Source organism: Amycolatopsis sp. GM8, assembly GCF_021653975.1.
GTDB lineage: Bacteria > Actinomycetota > Actinomycetes > Mycobacteriales > Pseudonocardiaceae > Amycolatopsis_E.
Window position 1 is genome coordinate 396,110 of sequence record NZ_JAJKFK010000007.1, and the last position, 15,319, is coordinate 411,428.

At 67.6% G+C, this 15,319-nt stretch carries 15 protein-coding genes; 4 read left to right on the forward strand and 11 right to left on the reverse strand.

Translation table 11 applies throughout. The annotated features are described in order from the left end of the window. Positions 1 to 11: 11 nt before the first annotated feature. The 8 genes from LOZ83_RS30690 to LOZ83_RS30725 form a co-directional block, all read right to left on the reverse strand. Entirely contained in the window at positions 12 to 677 is a 666-nt protein-coding gene (locus LOZ83_RS30690; protein WP_236795231.1) for a phosphonatase-like hydrolase, read from the reverse strand. Next, on the reverse strand, positions 655 to 1,596 hold the full coding sequence (locus tag LOZ83_RS30695) for a serine hydrolase (RefSeq protein ID WP_236795232.1): 942 nt from the start codon (positions 1,594 to 1,596) through the stop codon (positions 655 to 657). The genes LOZ83_RS30690 and LOZ83_RS30695 overlap by 23 nt, the downstream gene beginning before the upstream one ends. Further along, positions 1,596 to 3,008 (reverse strand): sulfatase-like hydrolase/transferase, encoded by a 1,413-nt coding sequence (locus LOZ83_RS30700; RefSeq protein ID WP_236795233.1) that lies wholly within the window; start codon positions 3,006 to 3,008, stop codon positions 1,596 to 1,598. The genes LOZ83_RS30695 and LOZ83_RS30700 overlap by 1 nt, the downstream gene beginning before the upstream one ends. A gap of 15 nt (positions 3,009 to 3,023) precedes the next feature. Then, positions 3,024 to 4,373, reverse strand: coding sequence for an ABC transporter substrate-binding protein (locus LOZ83_RS30705; protein ID WP_236795234.1), 1,350 nt, complete (start codon positions 4,371 to 4,373; stop codon positions 3,024 to 3,026). Positions 4,374 to 4,404: 31 nt separating this feature from the next. Continuing rightward, entirely contained in the window at positions 4,405 to 5,244 is an 840-nt protein-coding gene (locus LOZ83_RS30710) for a carbohydrate ABC transporter permease (RefSeq protein WP_236795235.1), read from the reverse strand. Next, positions 5,241 to 6,173, reverse strand: coding sequence for a carbohydrate ABC transporter permease (locus LOZ83_RS30715; RefSeq protein WP_236795236.1), 933 nt, complete (start codon positions 6,171 to 6,173; stop codon positions 5,241 to 5,243). Before LOZ83_RS30715 ends, LOZ83_RS30710 begins: the two co-directional genes overlap by 4 nt. Next, positions 6,170 to 7,201, reverse strand: a complete 1,032-nt coding sequence (locus tag LOZ83_RS30720) for an ABC transporter ATP-binding protein (protein ID WP_236795237.1) — start codon at positions 7,199 to 7,201, stop codon at positions 6,170 to 6,172. The genes LOZ83_RS30715 and LOZ83_RS30720 overlap by 4 nt, the downstream gene beginning before the upstream one ends. 80 nt (positions 7,202 to 7,281) lie before the next feature. Then, positions 7,282 to 8,466 carry a PLP-dependent transferase gene (locus tag LOZ83_RS30725; RefSeq protein ID WP_236795238.1) on the reverse strand — a complete coding sequence of 395 codons (1,185 nt, stop codon included), beginning with the start codon at positions 8,464 to 8,466 and terminating at the stop codon, positions 7,282 to 7,284. Positions 8,467 to 8,738: 272 nt separating this feature from the next. Here LOZ83_RS30725 and LOZ83_RS30730 point away from each other — a divergent pair, with 272 nt between their 5' ends. Continuing rightward, positions 8,739 to 9,662, forward strand: coding sequence for a MurR/RpiR family transcriptional regulator (locus LOZ83_RS30730; protein ID WP_236795239.1), 924 nt, complete (start codon positions 8,739 to 8,741; stop codon positions 9,660 to 9,662). On the opposite strand, the gene LOZ83_RS30735 is transcribed toward LOZ83_RS30730, so the two are convergent. Further along, a complete protein-coding gene (locus tag LOZ83_RS30735) occupies positions 9,659 to 10,369 on the reverse strand; it encodes a helix-turn-helix domain-containing protein (RefSeq protein WP_236795240.1) in 711 nt (236 codons plus the stop codon). The genes LOZ83_RS30730 and LOZ83_RS30735 overlap by 4 nt on opposite strands. Before the next feature lie 236 nt (positions 10,370 to 10,605). Between LOZ83_RS30735 and LOZ83_RS30740 the strand changes: the two genes are divergently transcribed. Next, positions 10,606 to 11,694, forward strand: coding sequence for a cytochrome P450 (locus LOZ83_RS30740; RefSeq protein ID WP_236795241.1), 1,089 nt, complete (start codon positions 10,606 to 10,608; stop codon positions 11,692 to 11,694). A 45-nt stretch (positions 11,695 to 11,739) separates the two neighbouring features. Then, the gene (locus tag LOZ83_RS30745; protein ID WP_236795242.1) at positions 11,740 to 12,573 is read left to right on the forward strand and encodes an alpha/beta fold hydrolase; all 834 of its coding nucleotides are present in this window, start codon (positions 11,740 to 11,742) and stop codon (positions 12,571 to 12,573) included. A 3-nt stretch (positions 12,574 to 12,576) separates the two neighbouring features. Here the strand turns inward: LOZ83_RS30745 and LOZ83_RS30750 are convergent, their stop codons facing one another. Beyond that, positions 12,577 to 13,431: an alpha/beta hydrolase gene (locus tag LOZ83_RS30750; RefSeq protein ID WP_236795243.1), complete on the reverse strand. Its 855-nt coding sequence runs from the start codon at positions 13,429 to 13,431 to the stop codon at positions 12,577 to 12,579. Further along, positions 13,428 to 14,654 carry an amidohydrolase family protein gene (locus LOZ83_RS30755; protein ID WP_308190345.1) on the reverse strand — a complete coding sequence of 409 codons (1,227 nt, stop codon included), beginning with the start codon at positions 14,652 to 14,654 and terminating at the stop codon, positions 13,428 to 13,430. Before LOZ83_RS30755 ends, LOZ83_RS30750 begins: the two co-directional genes overlap by 4 nt. An 87-nt stretch (positions 14,655 to 14,741) precedes the next feature. On the opposite strand from LOZ83_RS30755, the gene LOZ83_RS30760 reads away from it, so the two are divergent. Beyond that, a complete protein-coding gene (locus LOZ83_RS30760; protein WP_236795245.1) occupies positions 14,742 to 15,311 on the forward strand; it encodes a TetR/AcrR family transcriptional regulator in 570 nt (189 codons plus the stop codon). Positions 15,312 to 15,319: the final 8 nt, after the last annotated feature.

Sequence of the window (15,319 nt, forward strand, 5' to 3'; positions counted from 1 at the left end):
TCTTTCCTTTCTCAACCGATCTCGACGAGCGACCGCACGATGGCGCTGTGGGGTACCTGTTCGAGTTGCTCCCTGGTGTCCGCGCCGGTGAGCACGCCGACGACCAATGCGGCGCCCGCGTTGGTGCCGGCCTGCAGGTCGGCAACCGTGTCACCGGCGGCCAGCACGTGCCGCACCGACAGTGTCGAGGTGCGTTCCATCGCCCGGAAGATCATGTACGGCGCGGGCCGGCCTTGGGGCACGTCGGTGGTGCAGATGACGGCGTCGACGAGGTCCGCACCCCAGCCGAGCGGGTTCAGCACGAACTCCGTGACTTCTCGATCGAATCCGGTCGTGAGCGCGACCGCGATACCGGCCCGGTGGAGCTGCTCGAAAAGGGCTTCGACGCCCGGGAACGGGCGCGGCGGCGACTGGCGATAAGCGGTTTCCAGGTTTTCGCGAAAGCGTTGGTACACCGGTTCGTGTTCTCGCGCGTCCGGCAGGAGGAGGCGAATCGCTTCCCGCTTGTCCATGCCGGTCGTTTTCGCGACGTCGGCCGGAGTGACGGGAGCGCCGGTGGCCTTGACCGTCTCGGCGAGCACGCGATAAACGGTGCCGCCTTCGTCGATCGTGGTGCCGGCCAGATCGAAGACGGCGAGGGTGATCTGGCCGTTGTCACCAGGAATCCGCAGTGGCATGTCGTACTCCGTTCTTGATGGTCGCGAAGAAGGGCTTGTCCACCGCGGCGAGTTCCGGCATCGCCAGGTTCCCGGTCCTAGGGCCGAGCCAGGCCATCGCCAGCCCGCTGCCGGGAAGCACATAGATCCGGTTGAGCCCGGCCCCGATCGCAAGATAGGCGTCCGCCGGCGCCGAGTCGACAAGTGGACGATCATGCCGGGTGTTGTCCGGCAATTGGTGGGGCCTGCCGCAGGCGAGCCACCAGCCGTCCCGCCACGCCGGGTTCGGTCTCGTCGCACTCGATGCGTCGCCGAATACGGGTGCGTGCGGCGAAGTGGCGAGCAGGTGGCGTCCAATGTGGACCAAGTCGTCAGCGGACGCGACAAGGGCGTAGACAGGTTCGCCGAGCGGCCCAGTCACAATGCCGCCGCCATCGAGGGTTCTTCGTGGCAGCCAGCGCGCACCAAGACCCAGTTCGGCGAACAGCAGTTCGTGGCTGAGTGTGTCCAGATCCGTGCCGTGCAGCGTGGTCAGAACGTGCTTCAGCATGTGGATGCCTGCGTTGCTGTAGGCCCAGGTGTGGCCGGGCGGGGCCGCGGGCTCAAGGGTTTCGGTGAGTCCGCCGGTCATACCGAGGAGATGGGCGAGCGTGATATCCCGCTCGATGTGGCGCGGTGCTCTGGACCAGCCAGGCCCGAGGATGTCCGAAATCGCGGTGTCGTTGGTGAGCCTGTGTCTGTGCACCGAGCGGGCGAGCAGCATGGCCACCACGCTTTTCTGGGCTGACGCGATGTCCACGGCCGTGGCGGGGTCGAAACCGGACGCGTACCGGACCCACACTGTGGCGCCGTCACGGTTGACGACGACCACGGCGTACCCGCCGGCCCGGAGCACGAGATCGCTTGCGGCAGCCCAGTTCTGCTCGGCGTAGTGGGTCATCACGGCACCGGGGTGAAGTGGACGCCGATGCCGCGGGCCAGCAGTGCCGCTTCACCGCCGGCCCGGTCAATACGGGTTTGCTGGCTCTGTTTCGCCGCCCGGTCGGCGCCGGACAGGTCGACGATTTGCTCAAGTCTCGCGGTGAGTGCGGCCAGGGTGGCGGCGTGCTCGCGGCGGCCGGACAGATCGTCGAGTTCGTCGGGGTCGTCGTCGAGGTCGAACAGCTGTGGCGGTCCGTCAACGTGGTGGATCAGCTTGTGGCTACCCATTCGCAGCATATAAACGGCCGAGGGCGCGTAGGACGCATGCAACTCAGCGAAGACGGGTCTGTCGTCCGGGGCGAGCAGGGTCTGCCCGGGCAGGTCGGTGTCCTCTGCGGCCGCTGGAAGTTCGAGGAGATCGCGAATCGTGGGATAGAGATCGACGAGCGAGACCGGCGTATCGACCACGCCGGCGTCCACGCCCCGCCCGGCGATGATCAGCGGGACCCGGACGCTGTCCTCGTACATCGCCATCTTGGTCCAGAGTCCGTGCGCTCCCAACAGGTCACCGTGGTCGGCGGTGTAGATGACGGTGGTCGCACCGGCGTCCGCCCGGTGTGCGAGCGCGTCGAGGACCTGGCCGACGTGCTCATCGGTTTCGCTGACCAAGGCGTAGTACGCGTGCAGGACCCGGCGTAGTTCCTGTTCGGTCAACCCGGTCTCGGTGTCGGTGAGCCGCCGCCGAAGCTCGTAACCGGGATGGCGGGGCCACGACTCCGGCGCCCAGGCCGGGGGCAGTGGGAGCGCGTCGGAGTCGTACCGGTCCCAGTAACTCTGTGGCACGACATAGGGATCGTGGGGCCGGAGGAAGGAAACGGTGAGCAGCCAAGGCCGATCCGCGGGTGCTTCGTGCGTCAGGTAGCGGACGGCCTCGGCGGCGATGTCGGCGTCGTACTCGTCATAGGGACACTCCCCCGGACCGGCGGCGAGCAGCGCCGCACGTTCGCTGGGGTTGGTGCGCATGCGGCCTCGCAGCAGCGGATAGGGATCGCCCGTGCCGTTGGCGACGTGCATCGCGAGTCGCTGATCAGGGAACCCGGTGGGGTCCTCGGTGTTGCGGAAGTGGAGTTTCCCGATCGTGGTGACGGCCACCCCGTGCCGGGTGGCCAAGGCTCCCCAACTCGCTGCCTGAGCGCCGGTATAGGGCGCCGCGTTGTCCCAGGTGGCCAACTGGTGGACGTAACGGCCGGTGGCCAGACTGGCGCGGGACGGCGCGCACAACGGCGAATTGCAGTACGCCGCGCCGAACCGGAGCCCGTCAGCGCTCAGTGCGTCGAGATTGGGTGTCTGCACCTGGTTGTTCCCATAGGCACCCAGCACGCGCGGCGTGTGCTGGTCGGCGAGGATGAGCAGTACGTTGCGATCTCCCATGGCGGGTCCTCACTATTACCGGGGCAGCAGGGATCCGGCTTGTTTCGCAGCGTCGTGGAGCGCGTCCGCAGCGGTCTTCTTGCCGCTGGTCGCGGCGAGAACGGCGTCCTGGAGGGCTTTGCTGATCTCGGCGGTGTTCGTGCCCGGGAACTGGTACCACGGAACGATGGCCGGTACCTCGCTCGCCGCGGCCGCGCGCAGCGGGTCGTCGTTCAGGAACTTGCCCAGCCCGGCCGGGTCTTCGGCCGCCGCCTTGTTGACCGGCAGGTAGCCGCTGGCCATGGTCTGCGCGGTGGATCCGGCCTTGCCGGTGAGCGCTTCGACGACCTGCCAGGCCGCGGCCTGCTTGTTGGCGTCCTTGGTGAGGACGACGATGCCGGCACCCGCCGCCGGCGCGGCCAGGGTGCCACCGTCGGGAATCGGTGTCTTGGCTGTCTTCAGGGAGAACGACGCTCCCTTCTTGGTCGAGACGACTTGGGCGCTGCTGGTGATGAACATGGCCAGCTCCCCGCTCAGGAAGGCCTTCTGGGCATCGGCGGCCGCCAACGGGGCCGAGTGGCCGGCCTTGGTCAGCTGCACCCAGAAGTCGAGGTTCGCGATGGCCGTGCTGGAGTCGAACGTGATGCTCTTCTCGTCCTGGCTCATGAACGAGCCACCGGCCGAGGACAGGAATGTCTGGTGCGGCCAGATGTCCTCGGAGTCGTACGGTACGACGGCACCGTATCGCGCGATCTTGGCGTCGACGAGTTTCGCCGCGGCCGCACGGACTTCGGAGAAGGTGCGCGGCGGGTTCGCCGGGTCGAGTCCCGCACGGGCGAACTGGTCCGCGTTGTAGTACATGATCAGGACCGAGGCGCAGAACGGGATCGCGTAGGTCGTGTCGCTTCGCTTCCCCAGCGTCGCGAAGGTGGGGTAAAGCTGATCACGGTAGCCGGGACTCAGCGTCAGAAAGGGATCGAGTGGCAGGGCCAGTTTCGCGTCGGCATAGGTGCGAACGTTCTGCAGGCCGATGAGGGCCAGATCATCGACCTGCCCGGCGGTGAGATCGGTCTGGATTCGTTGTGTGACATCGTCGTAGCTGTTCGAGGGAAGTCCCACGAGCTTGACGGTCACCCCGGTTTCGGCAGTGAACGCGGAGCCGAGTACCTGCTTCAGGGTGCTGTCGAAGCCGGGGTTGTTGGGATACACGATCGACACCGTCTGGCCCTTGGCCGCTGCCTTCACGGCGTCGAGGCTCGCGAACCCGGTACCACCGGTGTTCTGGTTGGCGGTGGGGCTGCCACACGCGGCGAGCAACCCCGCGGCGGCGACGCCCCCGCTGAGCGTGAGAAAGCCGCGCCGGTTGATGTTATCTGCGAAATTCATGGTGGCTCCGGGGAAGTCGGTGATCGATGGGTCAGTCGGCCGTCGCCGAGGGGGCGAGGCCTTGCACGAATTGACGCTGGACGAAGCACAGGGCGATCACGAGCGGGATCGCCGCGATGGCCGCGGCGGCCATCTGGGTTCCGTAGTCGGTGCCGCCCTCGCCGGAGGCGAAGTCGACGATGCCATAGGGGACGGTCGCCGCACGCTGGGTGCGGAGCACGACCGAGGGCCAGAACAGGTCGTTCCAATGGCCCATCACGCTGAGCACGCCGAACGCGGCGAGGGCGGGCCGGACGTTCGGCAACACCACACGCCACACGACGCCGAACGGTCCCACGCCGTCGAGCCGGGCGGCGTCGAACAACGACTGCGGGATCGTGAGGATGAACTGCCGGAAGACGAAGATCCCGAACGCGGAGGTCACGAACGGCACGATCAGCGCCGGGAGCGTGTCGAGCCAGCCGACGCGGGAGATCATGAGAAAGACCGGCAGGGCGATGATCTGGGTCGGCATGGCCAGGCAGGCGAGGATCACCCACGTCGCGGTGCCCGAGCCGCGGAAACGCAGGCGGGCCAAGGCATATCCGGCCGGCAGGCAGGTGAGGATCTGTCCGATGTAGATCCCTGCCACCGCGAGCAGGCCGTTCCGGTAGTAGTGCGCCCACGGCGCTCGATTCCACGCGTCCAGGAAATGGCGCACCGTCAGTCCGTGCAGGCCGAGCGTGCCCCGGAAGATCGAGTCGTCGGGTGTGAGCGCGGTCCGGAGCATGACCAGGAACGGCAGCAGTACCAGGATGCCCGCGATGGCCAGCACGACGTGGAGCGCGATCTGGCGGAACGCCGCGCGGGTACGGGTGGTTCGTGCGGTCATCGGGTCGCTCCGTCGTTGAGCCGCCGGCCGGCCGTTCTGAGCTGGATGCCGATGAACGCGAACACGACGAGCAGGATGACCAGATCGATGACGGCGCCGCCGCCGAGGTCGTTGTAGTGGATGCCGCGCTGCCACAGCAGATAGGACAGCGTGGTGGTGGACCCGAGCGGCCCGCCCTCGGTCATCACCTGGACCTGGTCGAAGACCCGGAGCGAGTCACGCGTGTCGATGACGAGGGCGAGCACGGTGGCCGGGCCAAGGGCGGGCCACGTGACGTGCCAGAACCGCGACCACGCCGTCGCCCCGTCGAGTGCGGCCGCGTCGTGCAAGTGGCGCGGAACCCCCGACAACCCCGCGAGAAAGATGACGATGGTGGTGCCCAGTGCCTGCCAGATGCCGACGATCGAGACCGCGACGATCGCCAGATCCGTTGACTGCAGCCAACCTTGGACGGGCAGCACCCGGCCGATGGTCTGGTCGATGATCCCGGTGTGCGGATAGAACATGAAGCGCCACGCGACCGAGGTCGCGGCCAAAGTGGACGCGACCGGCAGGAAGAACACCGTGCGCCACACCATCGCGCCGTGCCGGACGTTGTTGACGGCCACCGCGATCACGAGGCCCAGCAGCAACGTCACGGGCACGGTCAAGACGGTGTATTCGAGCGTTCGCAGTACTGCCGAACGGAAGTCCGGGCTGGTGAGGATCCTGGAGAAGTTGGCGAAGCCGACCGCATGGTCGGTCTGGGTGAGCGGATCCCAGCCGAAGAACGCGAGCACACTGACCGCGACCAGCGGGACGATCATGAACAGGCCCAGCAGGATCGCGGCGGGCGCGCAGAGGATCCAGCCGATCACGCCGTCTGTGCCCGGTATCCGGAGCAGGCGTCTGTCCTGTTTGGACCGTTCCGCGGTGACGGCACCGATCATCGGACGCCCTCGCCGTTCAGCCGTTTTCCGTCGCCGTCGAAGGCGTGCAGGTGCTCATCCTGGGCCCACACGTACAGTTCGGAGGACAGCGGCAGCTCGGCAGGTACGCGGATCCGGAGGGACTGCTCGCCGTTGTGGCCCACGCGTATCGCGACAAGGCGCTCGGTGCCGAGAAGTTCGCTGGAAATTACGCGTCCCGACACCGACCACCGGCCCTCTGGCGGTCGTCCGGCGATGAGGTGCTCGGGCCGGACACCGATCGTCGCGACCACGTCCCGATCGTCGGCAGAAAGCCAGCGCGGCAGCGGAATGGCTTCGCCGGTGGCGGAAACAAGGTTCATCGCGCCGAGGAAGCCCGCCACGAACGGCGTTGCCGGTGTATTGAAGGCTTCCTCGGCCGATCCGGCCTGTTCGATCGCACCGCCGTTCATCACCACGATTTGGTCGGCGAGGCTGAGCGCTTCGGTCTGATCATGGGTCACGTACACGACCGTCATCCCGAGACGCTGCTGCAGCGCCCGGATCTCGGCCCTCATCTCGACCCGCAGCTGCGCGTCCAGATTGGACAGTGGTTCGTCCATCGCGACGATCGCCGGGCGCCGCACCAGCGCGCGGCCGATACCGACGCGTTGTTTCTGGCCGCCCGAGAGCTGGCGCGGGCGGCGGTCGAGGAGATGCCCGATCTTGAGGATCTCGGCCATCTCCCGGGCTCGCGCGTCGCGTTCCCGCCTCGGTACCCGGCTCATCCGCAACGGGAAGGCGATGTTCTGCGCGACCGTCTTGTTGGGATAGAGCGCGTAGTTCTGGAACACCATCGCCACCCCGCGAAGATGCGGCTGGACGCCCGCCGCGTCCCGCCCCTGGAGGTGGATCTCCCCCGCGGTGACCGAGTCGAGGCCGGCGAGGCAGCGCAGCAACGTGGTCTTGCCGCAGCCCGATGGCCCCACCAGTACGACGATCTGCCCGGGTTCGCCGCGCAACGTGACGTCGTCGAGCGCGAGCGTCCCGCCGGGGAACCGTTTGGACACGGATCTGCATTCGAACGCCGCCACCTGATCCGCCTGCGGTGTCATCGATGCCGATGGCTGGGACACGCGGGCCGCGGCGGTCATTGTGAACCGAGCCCGTGCCGGGCACCGGCGAGTTCGTCACGCATCCGGCGGCCGACGATTTCCGCCTCACCGTCCTGCAGGGAGGTCGGGTTGGCGGTGAGCCGGCGGAACTGACGATCGTGGTACAGGAAGACGCGGGGCTCCCCGGACAGCAACCGGCGCGCGATCTCGTCGGCTTCCGGACCGGTCCATTCCGGAGTCAGGCTGACAACGGTGGTCGGCACGAAGAATTCGAAGTCGTCATGCCGGACCGTGACCTCGACGCCGGGGATTTCGCCTATGCCGTCCCGGATCCGGTCCGCCTGCGCGCGGTAGGCGGCAAGCGTCTTGTCCTCGTCACTGCTCACATACGCCTTGAGGGCCTCGTAGACACCGACGATCGTCTCGCGAGACATCTTGTGGGCACGGCCGATTCCGTAGTTCGGGCCCGAATGCGCCAGCGCGGCTTCGATCAGATCACTGCGCCCGAACAGCAGCCCCGAGTTCTGGGGACCGCGCAGGAACTTCCCGCCACCGAACATCACCAGGTCGGCACCCTCGGCGATGAAGCGCGTCAGGTTCCGCTTGGGCGGCAGCATCCCGGCGGCATCTACGATCAACGGCACCCCCGCCCGCCGTGCCAACTGCGCCGTCTCGGCGATCGTCGGGCCGAGCTGGCGCTGGCCGGGCCCGAGCAAATAGAGGATGGCCGCCGTGTGCTGGTCGAGAGCACTCTCGACCTCGAAGTCGTAGCACTCATTGGTGTTGCCGACCTCGACGAACTCGGCTCCCGTGTACCTGGCGAGATAGGTGAAGCGGCCGCGGTGGGCCTTCTGGATGACGACCCGGGACCGCAGGCCGGCGGTGTCCGGCAGTTGCCGCACCTTGGCGGGGTCCGCCCCGGTCATCGCCGCGGCCACGGCCACCACTAGCGCGCTCGCCGCACCGGCGGTGACCATGCCGGCCTCCGCGCCGGTCACCGTGGCGATGTACTTCCCGACGGCCCGGTTGAGTTCCGGGATGTGCACGAAGTTCGCCGACGCCTCGGCCATCGCGGTCCAGACGAACTCCGGCGGCCTGGACCCGCCGAACATGGTCGTCGTGCCGCCCGCGTGGATGACCGGGCGGACACCGAGTTCGCGATAGACGGCCGCCTGATGCCACGACGGGGCTGTCGTGTCCGGGCAGGCAGTGCGTGACATTGCGGTCAACGGCGGACCTTCCTGTGTGGGCTGAGCGGTGCGGCGTTGACGCTAAGCAGCCACAGTTGCGACGACGTTGCTTCGAGATGAACAGATGAAACTGGATTCTGTCCTAATGCAGATATTGTCGAATCCGATGCCACAAGCTGTCCACCTGCGCTCACTGTCTGCATGACACGCGTGTCTGGAGCTTGGGGCGGCCACGATGGCACTGGATTCCGTCAATCGCCCACGTGGTGTACGGTCTTGGTGGCGACAGGGGGTGGACGGGCTTGACCGACAGCGATGAGATCTCGTCGCCCGGCGCCGGCGCGCAGCCACCGGCCGAGGCGCTGGCCCGGATCAGGTCCGCCGCGCCGGAACTGCGCGGGGTGGCGCGGCGCGTGGCCGACATCATCGTGCGGCAGCCGAATTGGGTGGTGTCGGCGAGGGTGGCCGATCTCGCCGAAGCCGCGGACGCCTCGGCCAGTTCGGTCGTCCGCGCGTGCCGGGACCTGGGCTTCGATGGGTTCCCGGACCTGAAGATCGTGCTGGCGCGCGATCTCGCCCGCACCGAGGGAGTCCGGTTCAGCCAAGGGCTCGGCACCGAAGAAGGCGAAACCGGTGACCCAGGTGGCGGAATCCTCGAGAAGGTCCTCCGCGGTGCGGCTCAATCACTCATCGACGCGATTTCGACGGTCGACAACGACACGTTCGAAACCGTCGCCGATCTGGTGGCCCACGCCCGGCGGATCCTGTTCGTCGCGGTAGGGACCTCCCGGACCCCCGCGGTCGATGCGGCCAGCCGTCTGACCACCATCGGCCTGCACGCGTTCGCGCCCGACGACGTGTGGCTGCAACAGGTTCAGGCCCGCCAGCTCAGCCGCGAAGACGTCTGCATCGCGATCAGCAGGACCGGAACGATGCGGCCCACCCTCGAAGCCGCGGAAATGGCGCGCGAAGGCGGGGCCACGACCGTGGCCATGACCAGCTTTCACAACGCCCCGCTCGCCGCGGCCTGTGACTACGCCCTGATCTCCGGCGCACCCGAACTCGGTTTCCGGATCAAGGGAATGACCAGCCAGCTCGCCCTTCTCGCCGTCCTGGACGCGCTGTACGGCCGAGTGGCGTCACTCGTCGAATCCCGTGCCGCGGTCGGCTTCCAGGCGATCACTTCCGTCACCGACGTCAACACCGTGAGACGCCCCAGGACCTAGGACCGTTGCCGGCTGCGGGCGTACTGGGCCGGGGTCTGGTGGTAGCGCTGGCGAAACGACCGGATGAAGTGGCTGCTGTCGGCGAACTGCCAGCGCGCCGCGACCTCCGAGACGGTGTGGCCGGCGGTCAGGGCACGGCGGGCCTCTTCCAGGCGACGACGCCGGATGTAGGCCGCGACCGGTTCCCCGGTGTGGGCGAACGCGCGGTTCAAGGTGCGCACGGAGACGTGCAGTTCACGGGCGAGCAGGCGGGGCGTCAGTTCGGCGTGAGTGAGCCACTGGTCGGCGAGTTCGCGGGCAGCCGTGGCCAGCGCGGGAGCCAAGGCGGGCTCGCCGGCATCGACGTACTGGTGCACCACACCGCGGGTCAGCTCGATCAGTGCGTTCCGGGCCGCTTCGGCGCCGTAGTCGGTGAGTTCACCGAACGTCTCGTGGAGCAGGCTGGCGTGGGCCAGCAGGAGGCGTACCTCGGGTGTGACGGCCGAGCCGATGATCGGTCTGTCGCCCGGGTAGCCGCCGACTGCCCCGGACGGCAAGACGATGGTGGCGCCTGCGGTCTGCGGGCTCGCGTCGAAACCGGTCAGACCGGTGGAGCGCCGCGCCATGAACCGCCCGCCCGGCAAGGCGACCGGGCCGCCAGAGTACTGCAGGGTCCAGGAACCCTGGTGCACGACGTAAAGCTGCAGCTCGTCCGCTGGCTGCTGCATAGCGCCTGACCGCACCCTGACCGCGGTGCGGAAATCCGTCAGGACCGCGTCCCGTACCCGCGCCTCCCGGGTCCGCACACGGGCGCCGAGTTCAGTGCCGGTGGCGTATTCCGGCGGCCGGCCGCAGTCATCGTGGCCCGCATGTTCCACCAGCTGGCTCCCAGATCCAATCGGCGACACCGGCTCACCACCTAGCTTGGCAGGGCCAGCGAGCAGGACTCTACAAGGAGCAGCCCTTGACCAGCACGCACCAATCCACTCCACCCCACCTGCTGGTGACCGGTTTCGACGCTGCCCGGCGGATGTTGTCCGAACGACGGACAACGAAAGTCCTCGACCCACAAGCCATGGGATTCCCACCGGAACTGGGCAACGCGATGCTGCGCATGATCCTGTTCCTCGATCCGCCAGACCACACCCGCCTGCGCCGTCTGGTCTCGGACGCTTTCTCCGCCGCGCGCATCGAGGCGCTGCGCCCGCGCATTGAGCGCACCGCGGCCGAGCTGCTCGACGCCATGGACGGTCCAGAGACGCTGGATCTGATCGAGATGTACGCGTGGCCACTGCCGTTGCAGGTCATCTGTGAACTGCTCGGAGTTCCGGCCGACAGCCGCGAGGAGTTCCGCACCTGGACGGCCATCGTGGCCGGCGGGGCGGCCAGGGAACACGAGCAGCCCGCCCAGCTGACCCGGTTGCTCGGCGTGATCCGGGGAATGATCGCCGACCAGCGTGCTCACCCGGGCGATGGTCTGCTCAGTGCCCTGATCGCGGTGCGCGAGGAGCAGGACCGGCTCTCCGACGACGAGCTGACCTCGATGGTCTTCGCGCTTTTGGTCGGCGGGCACGAAACCACCGCGAACCTGATCGGCACCGGCGTATTGCGGCTGCTCGAAAACCGCGAACGATGGAACCTTCTCCGCACCCGGCCCGAGCTTCTGCCCACCGCGATCGAAGAGCTCGTGCGATTCGATTCCCCACTGGCCACGACCACCTACCGAGCCGCCGCCGAGACGTTCGAGTTCACCGGCCGGACAGTCGCGAGCGGCACTCCGATCGACATCAGCCTGGCGCAAGCCAATCGCGACCAGAACCGCTTCCCACAAGCAGACCAGCTCCAGCTGGACCGAGCCGAGAATCCGCATCTCGGTTTCGGCCACGGCATCCACTACTGCCTCGGCGCTCCCCTGGCCCGGCTGGAGGCCCAGGTCGCGTTCGCCGCGTTGATGAAGCGATACCCCGACCTCGATCTCGCCGTCCCGGCCGGCGAGCTGCGCTGGCGTTCGGACTTCATGCACGCCCTGGCCAGCCTTCCCGTCCGGCCCTGAGCCATCACCGCAAAGCCGTCAACAACACCCTTTCTGGAGGACACCTTGGCCGAATTTCTCGACATCAATGGCGGGCGGATCGCCTTCGAGGTGACCGGGACGGGGCCGCTCGTCGTGCTGTCGCACGGTATTGGGGACCTGCGGCAGGCTTTCCGGTTCGTGGTTCCGGAGCTGGTGCGGGCCGGGTTCCGGGTCGCGGCGGCGGACCTGCGCGGGCACGGTGAGTCGAGCATGGGCGACTGGAAGTCGATCAGCCGCACCGACGTCGCCGGCGACCTGGTCGCGCTGGTCAGGCACCTGGGCGGGCCGGCCGTCATCGTCGGGCACTCCCTGTCGGGCGGGGCGGCCACCATCGCCGCCGCGAACGCACCCGACCTGATCGACGGCATCGTCGAAATAGGACCGTTCACCCGCCCGCCGACGTACAGCCTGGGCGGGCTGCTGCGCAACCGGGGTTACCGCCGCGCCACGCTGGCGATGACCGCCGTGCTGATGATGCGCAGCCTGCGCCAGTGGATGCGCTACCTCGACGTGGCCTATCCGCAGAAGCCGGCCGACTACGACGCCTACATGGCTGCGCTGCGGGCCAAACTCTCCGAGCCCGGGCGGATGGCCGAGTTCGTCAAGACCATGAAGACCTCCGGCGCCGACGCGGGTGCCGCGTTGCCTCGTGTCGCCTGCCCGGTTCTGGTCATCATGGGCACCGAGGATCCCGACTGGCCCAATCCGCGGGCCGAGGCCGAGGCCCTCGTCGCCGCGATGCCCGCCGGACTCGGCACCGTCGAGATGATCGACGGGGCTGGGCACTATCCGCATGCGCAGTGCCCCGGAACTGTCGCCGAACTCATTACGGACTTCCTTCGCAAGCTGCGGGAGTGAGCCTCACAGGGCGCGGCAGGTCCTGAGGTAGCTGAGGAACGAGGCCTGCAGACCGGTCACGTGCGTCTCGCCCAGGACCGCGCTGGTGACGGCGCCGTTGCGTGAGGTGAGGCGGTGCAGGACGGCGGCCGTGTTCTTCGTGATGTTCTGGTAGATGGCCAGGTCTCCGAGAAGCTCGCGGTCGTTGAAGGTCACGTGCAGCTTGGCGGCCTGCTCGCTGTCCCCGAACTCTTTGAGCTGGGCGAAGATCTGACTGTCTTCACTGGCAACGCCGGGGCTGCCCGCGCCGATGGTCTCGAAGAGCGTGCTGCCGGTGAGCCAGGTGTAGAGACTGAAGAGCCCGCCATAGGAGTAGCCGAAGAGGCCGTGACCGCTCGTGGCCGTGCCGTAGTCGCGTTCGATCCGCGGGTGCAGTTCCGCGGTGATGAAGCTCAGGAACGCGTCGGCGTGGGTGTCGCGCAGTTCGGCGAGGTAGGCGTCGGCTTCCTCGCGTGTCATCGCGCCCGTTTCCAGTCCCATCTCCACGGCATCGATGAACTCCTGGGCGATCGGTTCGCCAGGTGGCACCAGGTCCCTGTTGCGCAGCCGTGCCCAGTGCTGTGCTTCCTCGCCCGCATAGCCGACGCTGACCTGGATATAGGGCTGGATCCGTTGCATGGGGTCCAGCTGGGTGACGATGAGCGGAGCCGTCATGCCCACAGCCCAGTTGCCGTCGAGCACATACACGACGGGCGCTTGCGTCGTGGCGGGGTCGTAGCGCGGTGGCGTCGTGACCCAGACGCCGTAGTCGTGCCCTCCGCTGGAGCGCAGCTCGAAGTAGTCGGTGTCGGCGAGGCAGCCTTGCCACATGATGCTCATCGGAGGTCCTTCACAATTCGGCCGGCCTGGACAACCAGGACGGCATTGGCGGGGTCGGCGAAAATCTTCGGATCTTCGAGCGGATTGCCGTTCCAGAGCACGAAATCTGCCTGCAGGCCGGGCGCGATGACCCCGACCTCGCCGGCTAGACCGAGGACCTCGGCGTTGGTCTTCGTAGCCGCCACAAGGGCTTCCATCGGCGTCTCGAGCTCTGCGCGCAGTTTGAGTTCTTCGCCCCGGCGGTCCTGGGCCGGACCGATGAGATCGGAACCCAGCCCGATCCGCACTCCGGCCTTCTTGGCGACGGCAAGTGCCTCGGTCATCCGCTCACGAACACCCAGCACACGATCGCGGGTCGATTCGCCGAGGCCGGCGCCAGCGGTGTCATGCAACAGTTGCTCGACGACAGCGAACGTGGGCACAAGGGCAACCCCGTGCGTGGCCATCAGGGTCGCCGTGGACTCGTCGAGGTCGGTGCCGTGCTCGACACAGCGCACCCCGGCCTCGATCGCGTTCCGGATGCCTTCGTTGTTGTGGGCGTGCACCGTCACATAGGTGCCCCGCGCCGCGGCTTCTTGCACAGCGACGGCGATCTCTTCCGCGGTGAACTGGGTGTCGGTCAGCCGGTCGTGCGCGCCGACCACTCCGCCGGTCACACAGAGCTTCACGAAGGAGGCCCCGCGACGGAAAGCCTCGCGCACATTGCGTCGCAGCTCGTCCGCATTGCCCGACATCATGGACAGGGCGCACAGGCCCGGAACGTGATGGCTGCTCCACAGTTCGGTGGGTTCCCAATCGGCTCCGTAGTAGCCGTGCCCACCGATCTGGCATTGAACAGGTCCGCACGACAGCACGCGCGGTCCCCTGACCTTGCCCTTCGCGATCGCGGTGACAACGCCGCCGTCGATCCCGCCGGTGTCCCGAATGGTCGTGAAGCCGGCATCGAGCGTCGCGCCGGCCGTGGCGAAGATGTCGGCCGCGATCTCAGCGGTACTGATCTGGAACGAGAACTGCGGCTGGATCGGGCTCGACAAACCCAGGTGAACGTGAGCGTCGATCAGGCCGGGCGTCATCGTCAATCCCCCGGCATCGAGGCGCTCGCCGTGTGCGCCGGCGGCACCGAGCTGGGAAATACGCCCGTCTTCGATGGCGACGGTGACGTCGACGGGGTCACGACCCGACCCATCGACGATCGTCGCGTCGACCACTTGAAAAGGTCCCACGAGTCGTTCCCTCCGCCGTTGCGAGCTGCCTGCGACCATGTGGGAAGCACCACGGCAGCTTTCTTTTCCAATGGATAAACTGTAGGAGTGATCCTGTCAAGCACGGAACGCAACGGCGACGCACGCGAGCGTCTCCTGGCCCGGCTTCTCGACGCCTTCGACGAGGCCCTGCCCTCACCGGACGTGTCGCTCCGTGAGATCGCCGCCCGGACCGGGACCAGCCACGCCCTCCTGCGCTACCACTTCGGGTCACTCCCGGGCGTCTTGGCGGCCATGCTCGAGGAACTGCGATCTCGTGACAACGCGGCGCTTTTCGAGGCCGCCCAACACGGCACCTTCGACGACCTCGTGGTGGCGATCTGGCGGACCTACACCCGCCCGGAGCAGCTGTCGCGTACCCGCGGCTTCTTTCACGTCGTAGGACTGGCCGCGTACAGCCCAGAAGACTTTCGTGAGTTCATCGACTCGCTCGACGACCTGACCAAGATGCTGGCCTCGCTCGCGGAACGCGAAGGGTTCGACGCCCAGGAAGCGCTGACGATGGCCACCGTCGCCATTGCGGCTATTCGTGGCCTGCTCTTACAGGAAGTGCTGACGCCGGCAGTCCCCTCGGAGGACGCGGTCGCCTTGATCCTGCGCATGAGCAAGGGCCGATGATCCCGTGA

Bases quoted from the DNA above. Each gene is read 5' to 3' on its own strand.
- LOZ83_RS30690 (WP_236795231.1), bottom strand. From the start codon at position 677: ATGCCACTGCGGATTCCTGGTGACAACGGCCAGATCACCCTCGCCGTC.
- LOZ83_RS30695 (WP_236795232.1), bottom strand. From the start codon at position 1,596: ATGACCCACTACGCCGAGCAGAACTGGGCTGCCGCAAGCGATCTCGTG.
- LOZ83_RS30700 (WP_236795233.1), bottom strand. From the start codon at position 3,008: ATGGGAGATCGCAACGTACTGCTCATCCTCGCCGACCAGCACACGCCG.
- LOZ83_RS30705 (WP_236795234.1), bottom strand. From the start codon at position 4,373: ATGAATTTCGCAGATAACATCAACCGGCGCGGCTTTCTCACGCTCAGC.
- LOZ83_RS30710 (WP_236795235.1), bottom strand. From the start codon at position 5,244: ATGACCGCACGAACCACCCGTACCCGCGCGGCGTTCCGCCAGATCGCG.
- LOZ83_RS30715 (WP_236795236.1), bottom strand. From the start codon at position 6,173: ATGATCGGTGCCGTCACCGCGGAACGGTCCAAACAGGACAGACGCCTG.
- LOZ83_RS30725 (WP_236795238.1), bottom strand. From the start codon at position 8,466: ATGTCACGCACTGCCTGCCCGGACACGACAGCCCCGTCGTGGCATCAG.
- LOZ83_RS30735 (WP_236795240.1), bottom strand. From the start codon at position 10,369: ATGCAGCAGCCAGCGGACGAGCTGCAGCTTTACGTCGTGCACCAGGGT.
- LOZ83_RS30750 (WP_236795243.1), bottom strand. From the start codon at position 13,431: ATGAGCATCATGTGGCAAGGCTGCCTCGCCGACACCGACTACTTCGAG.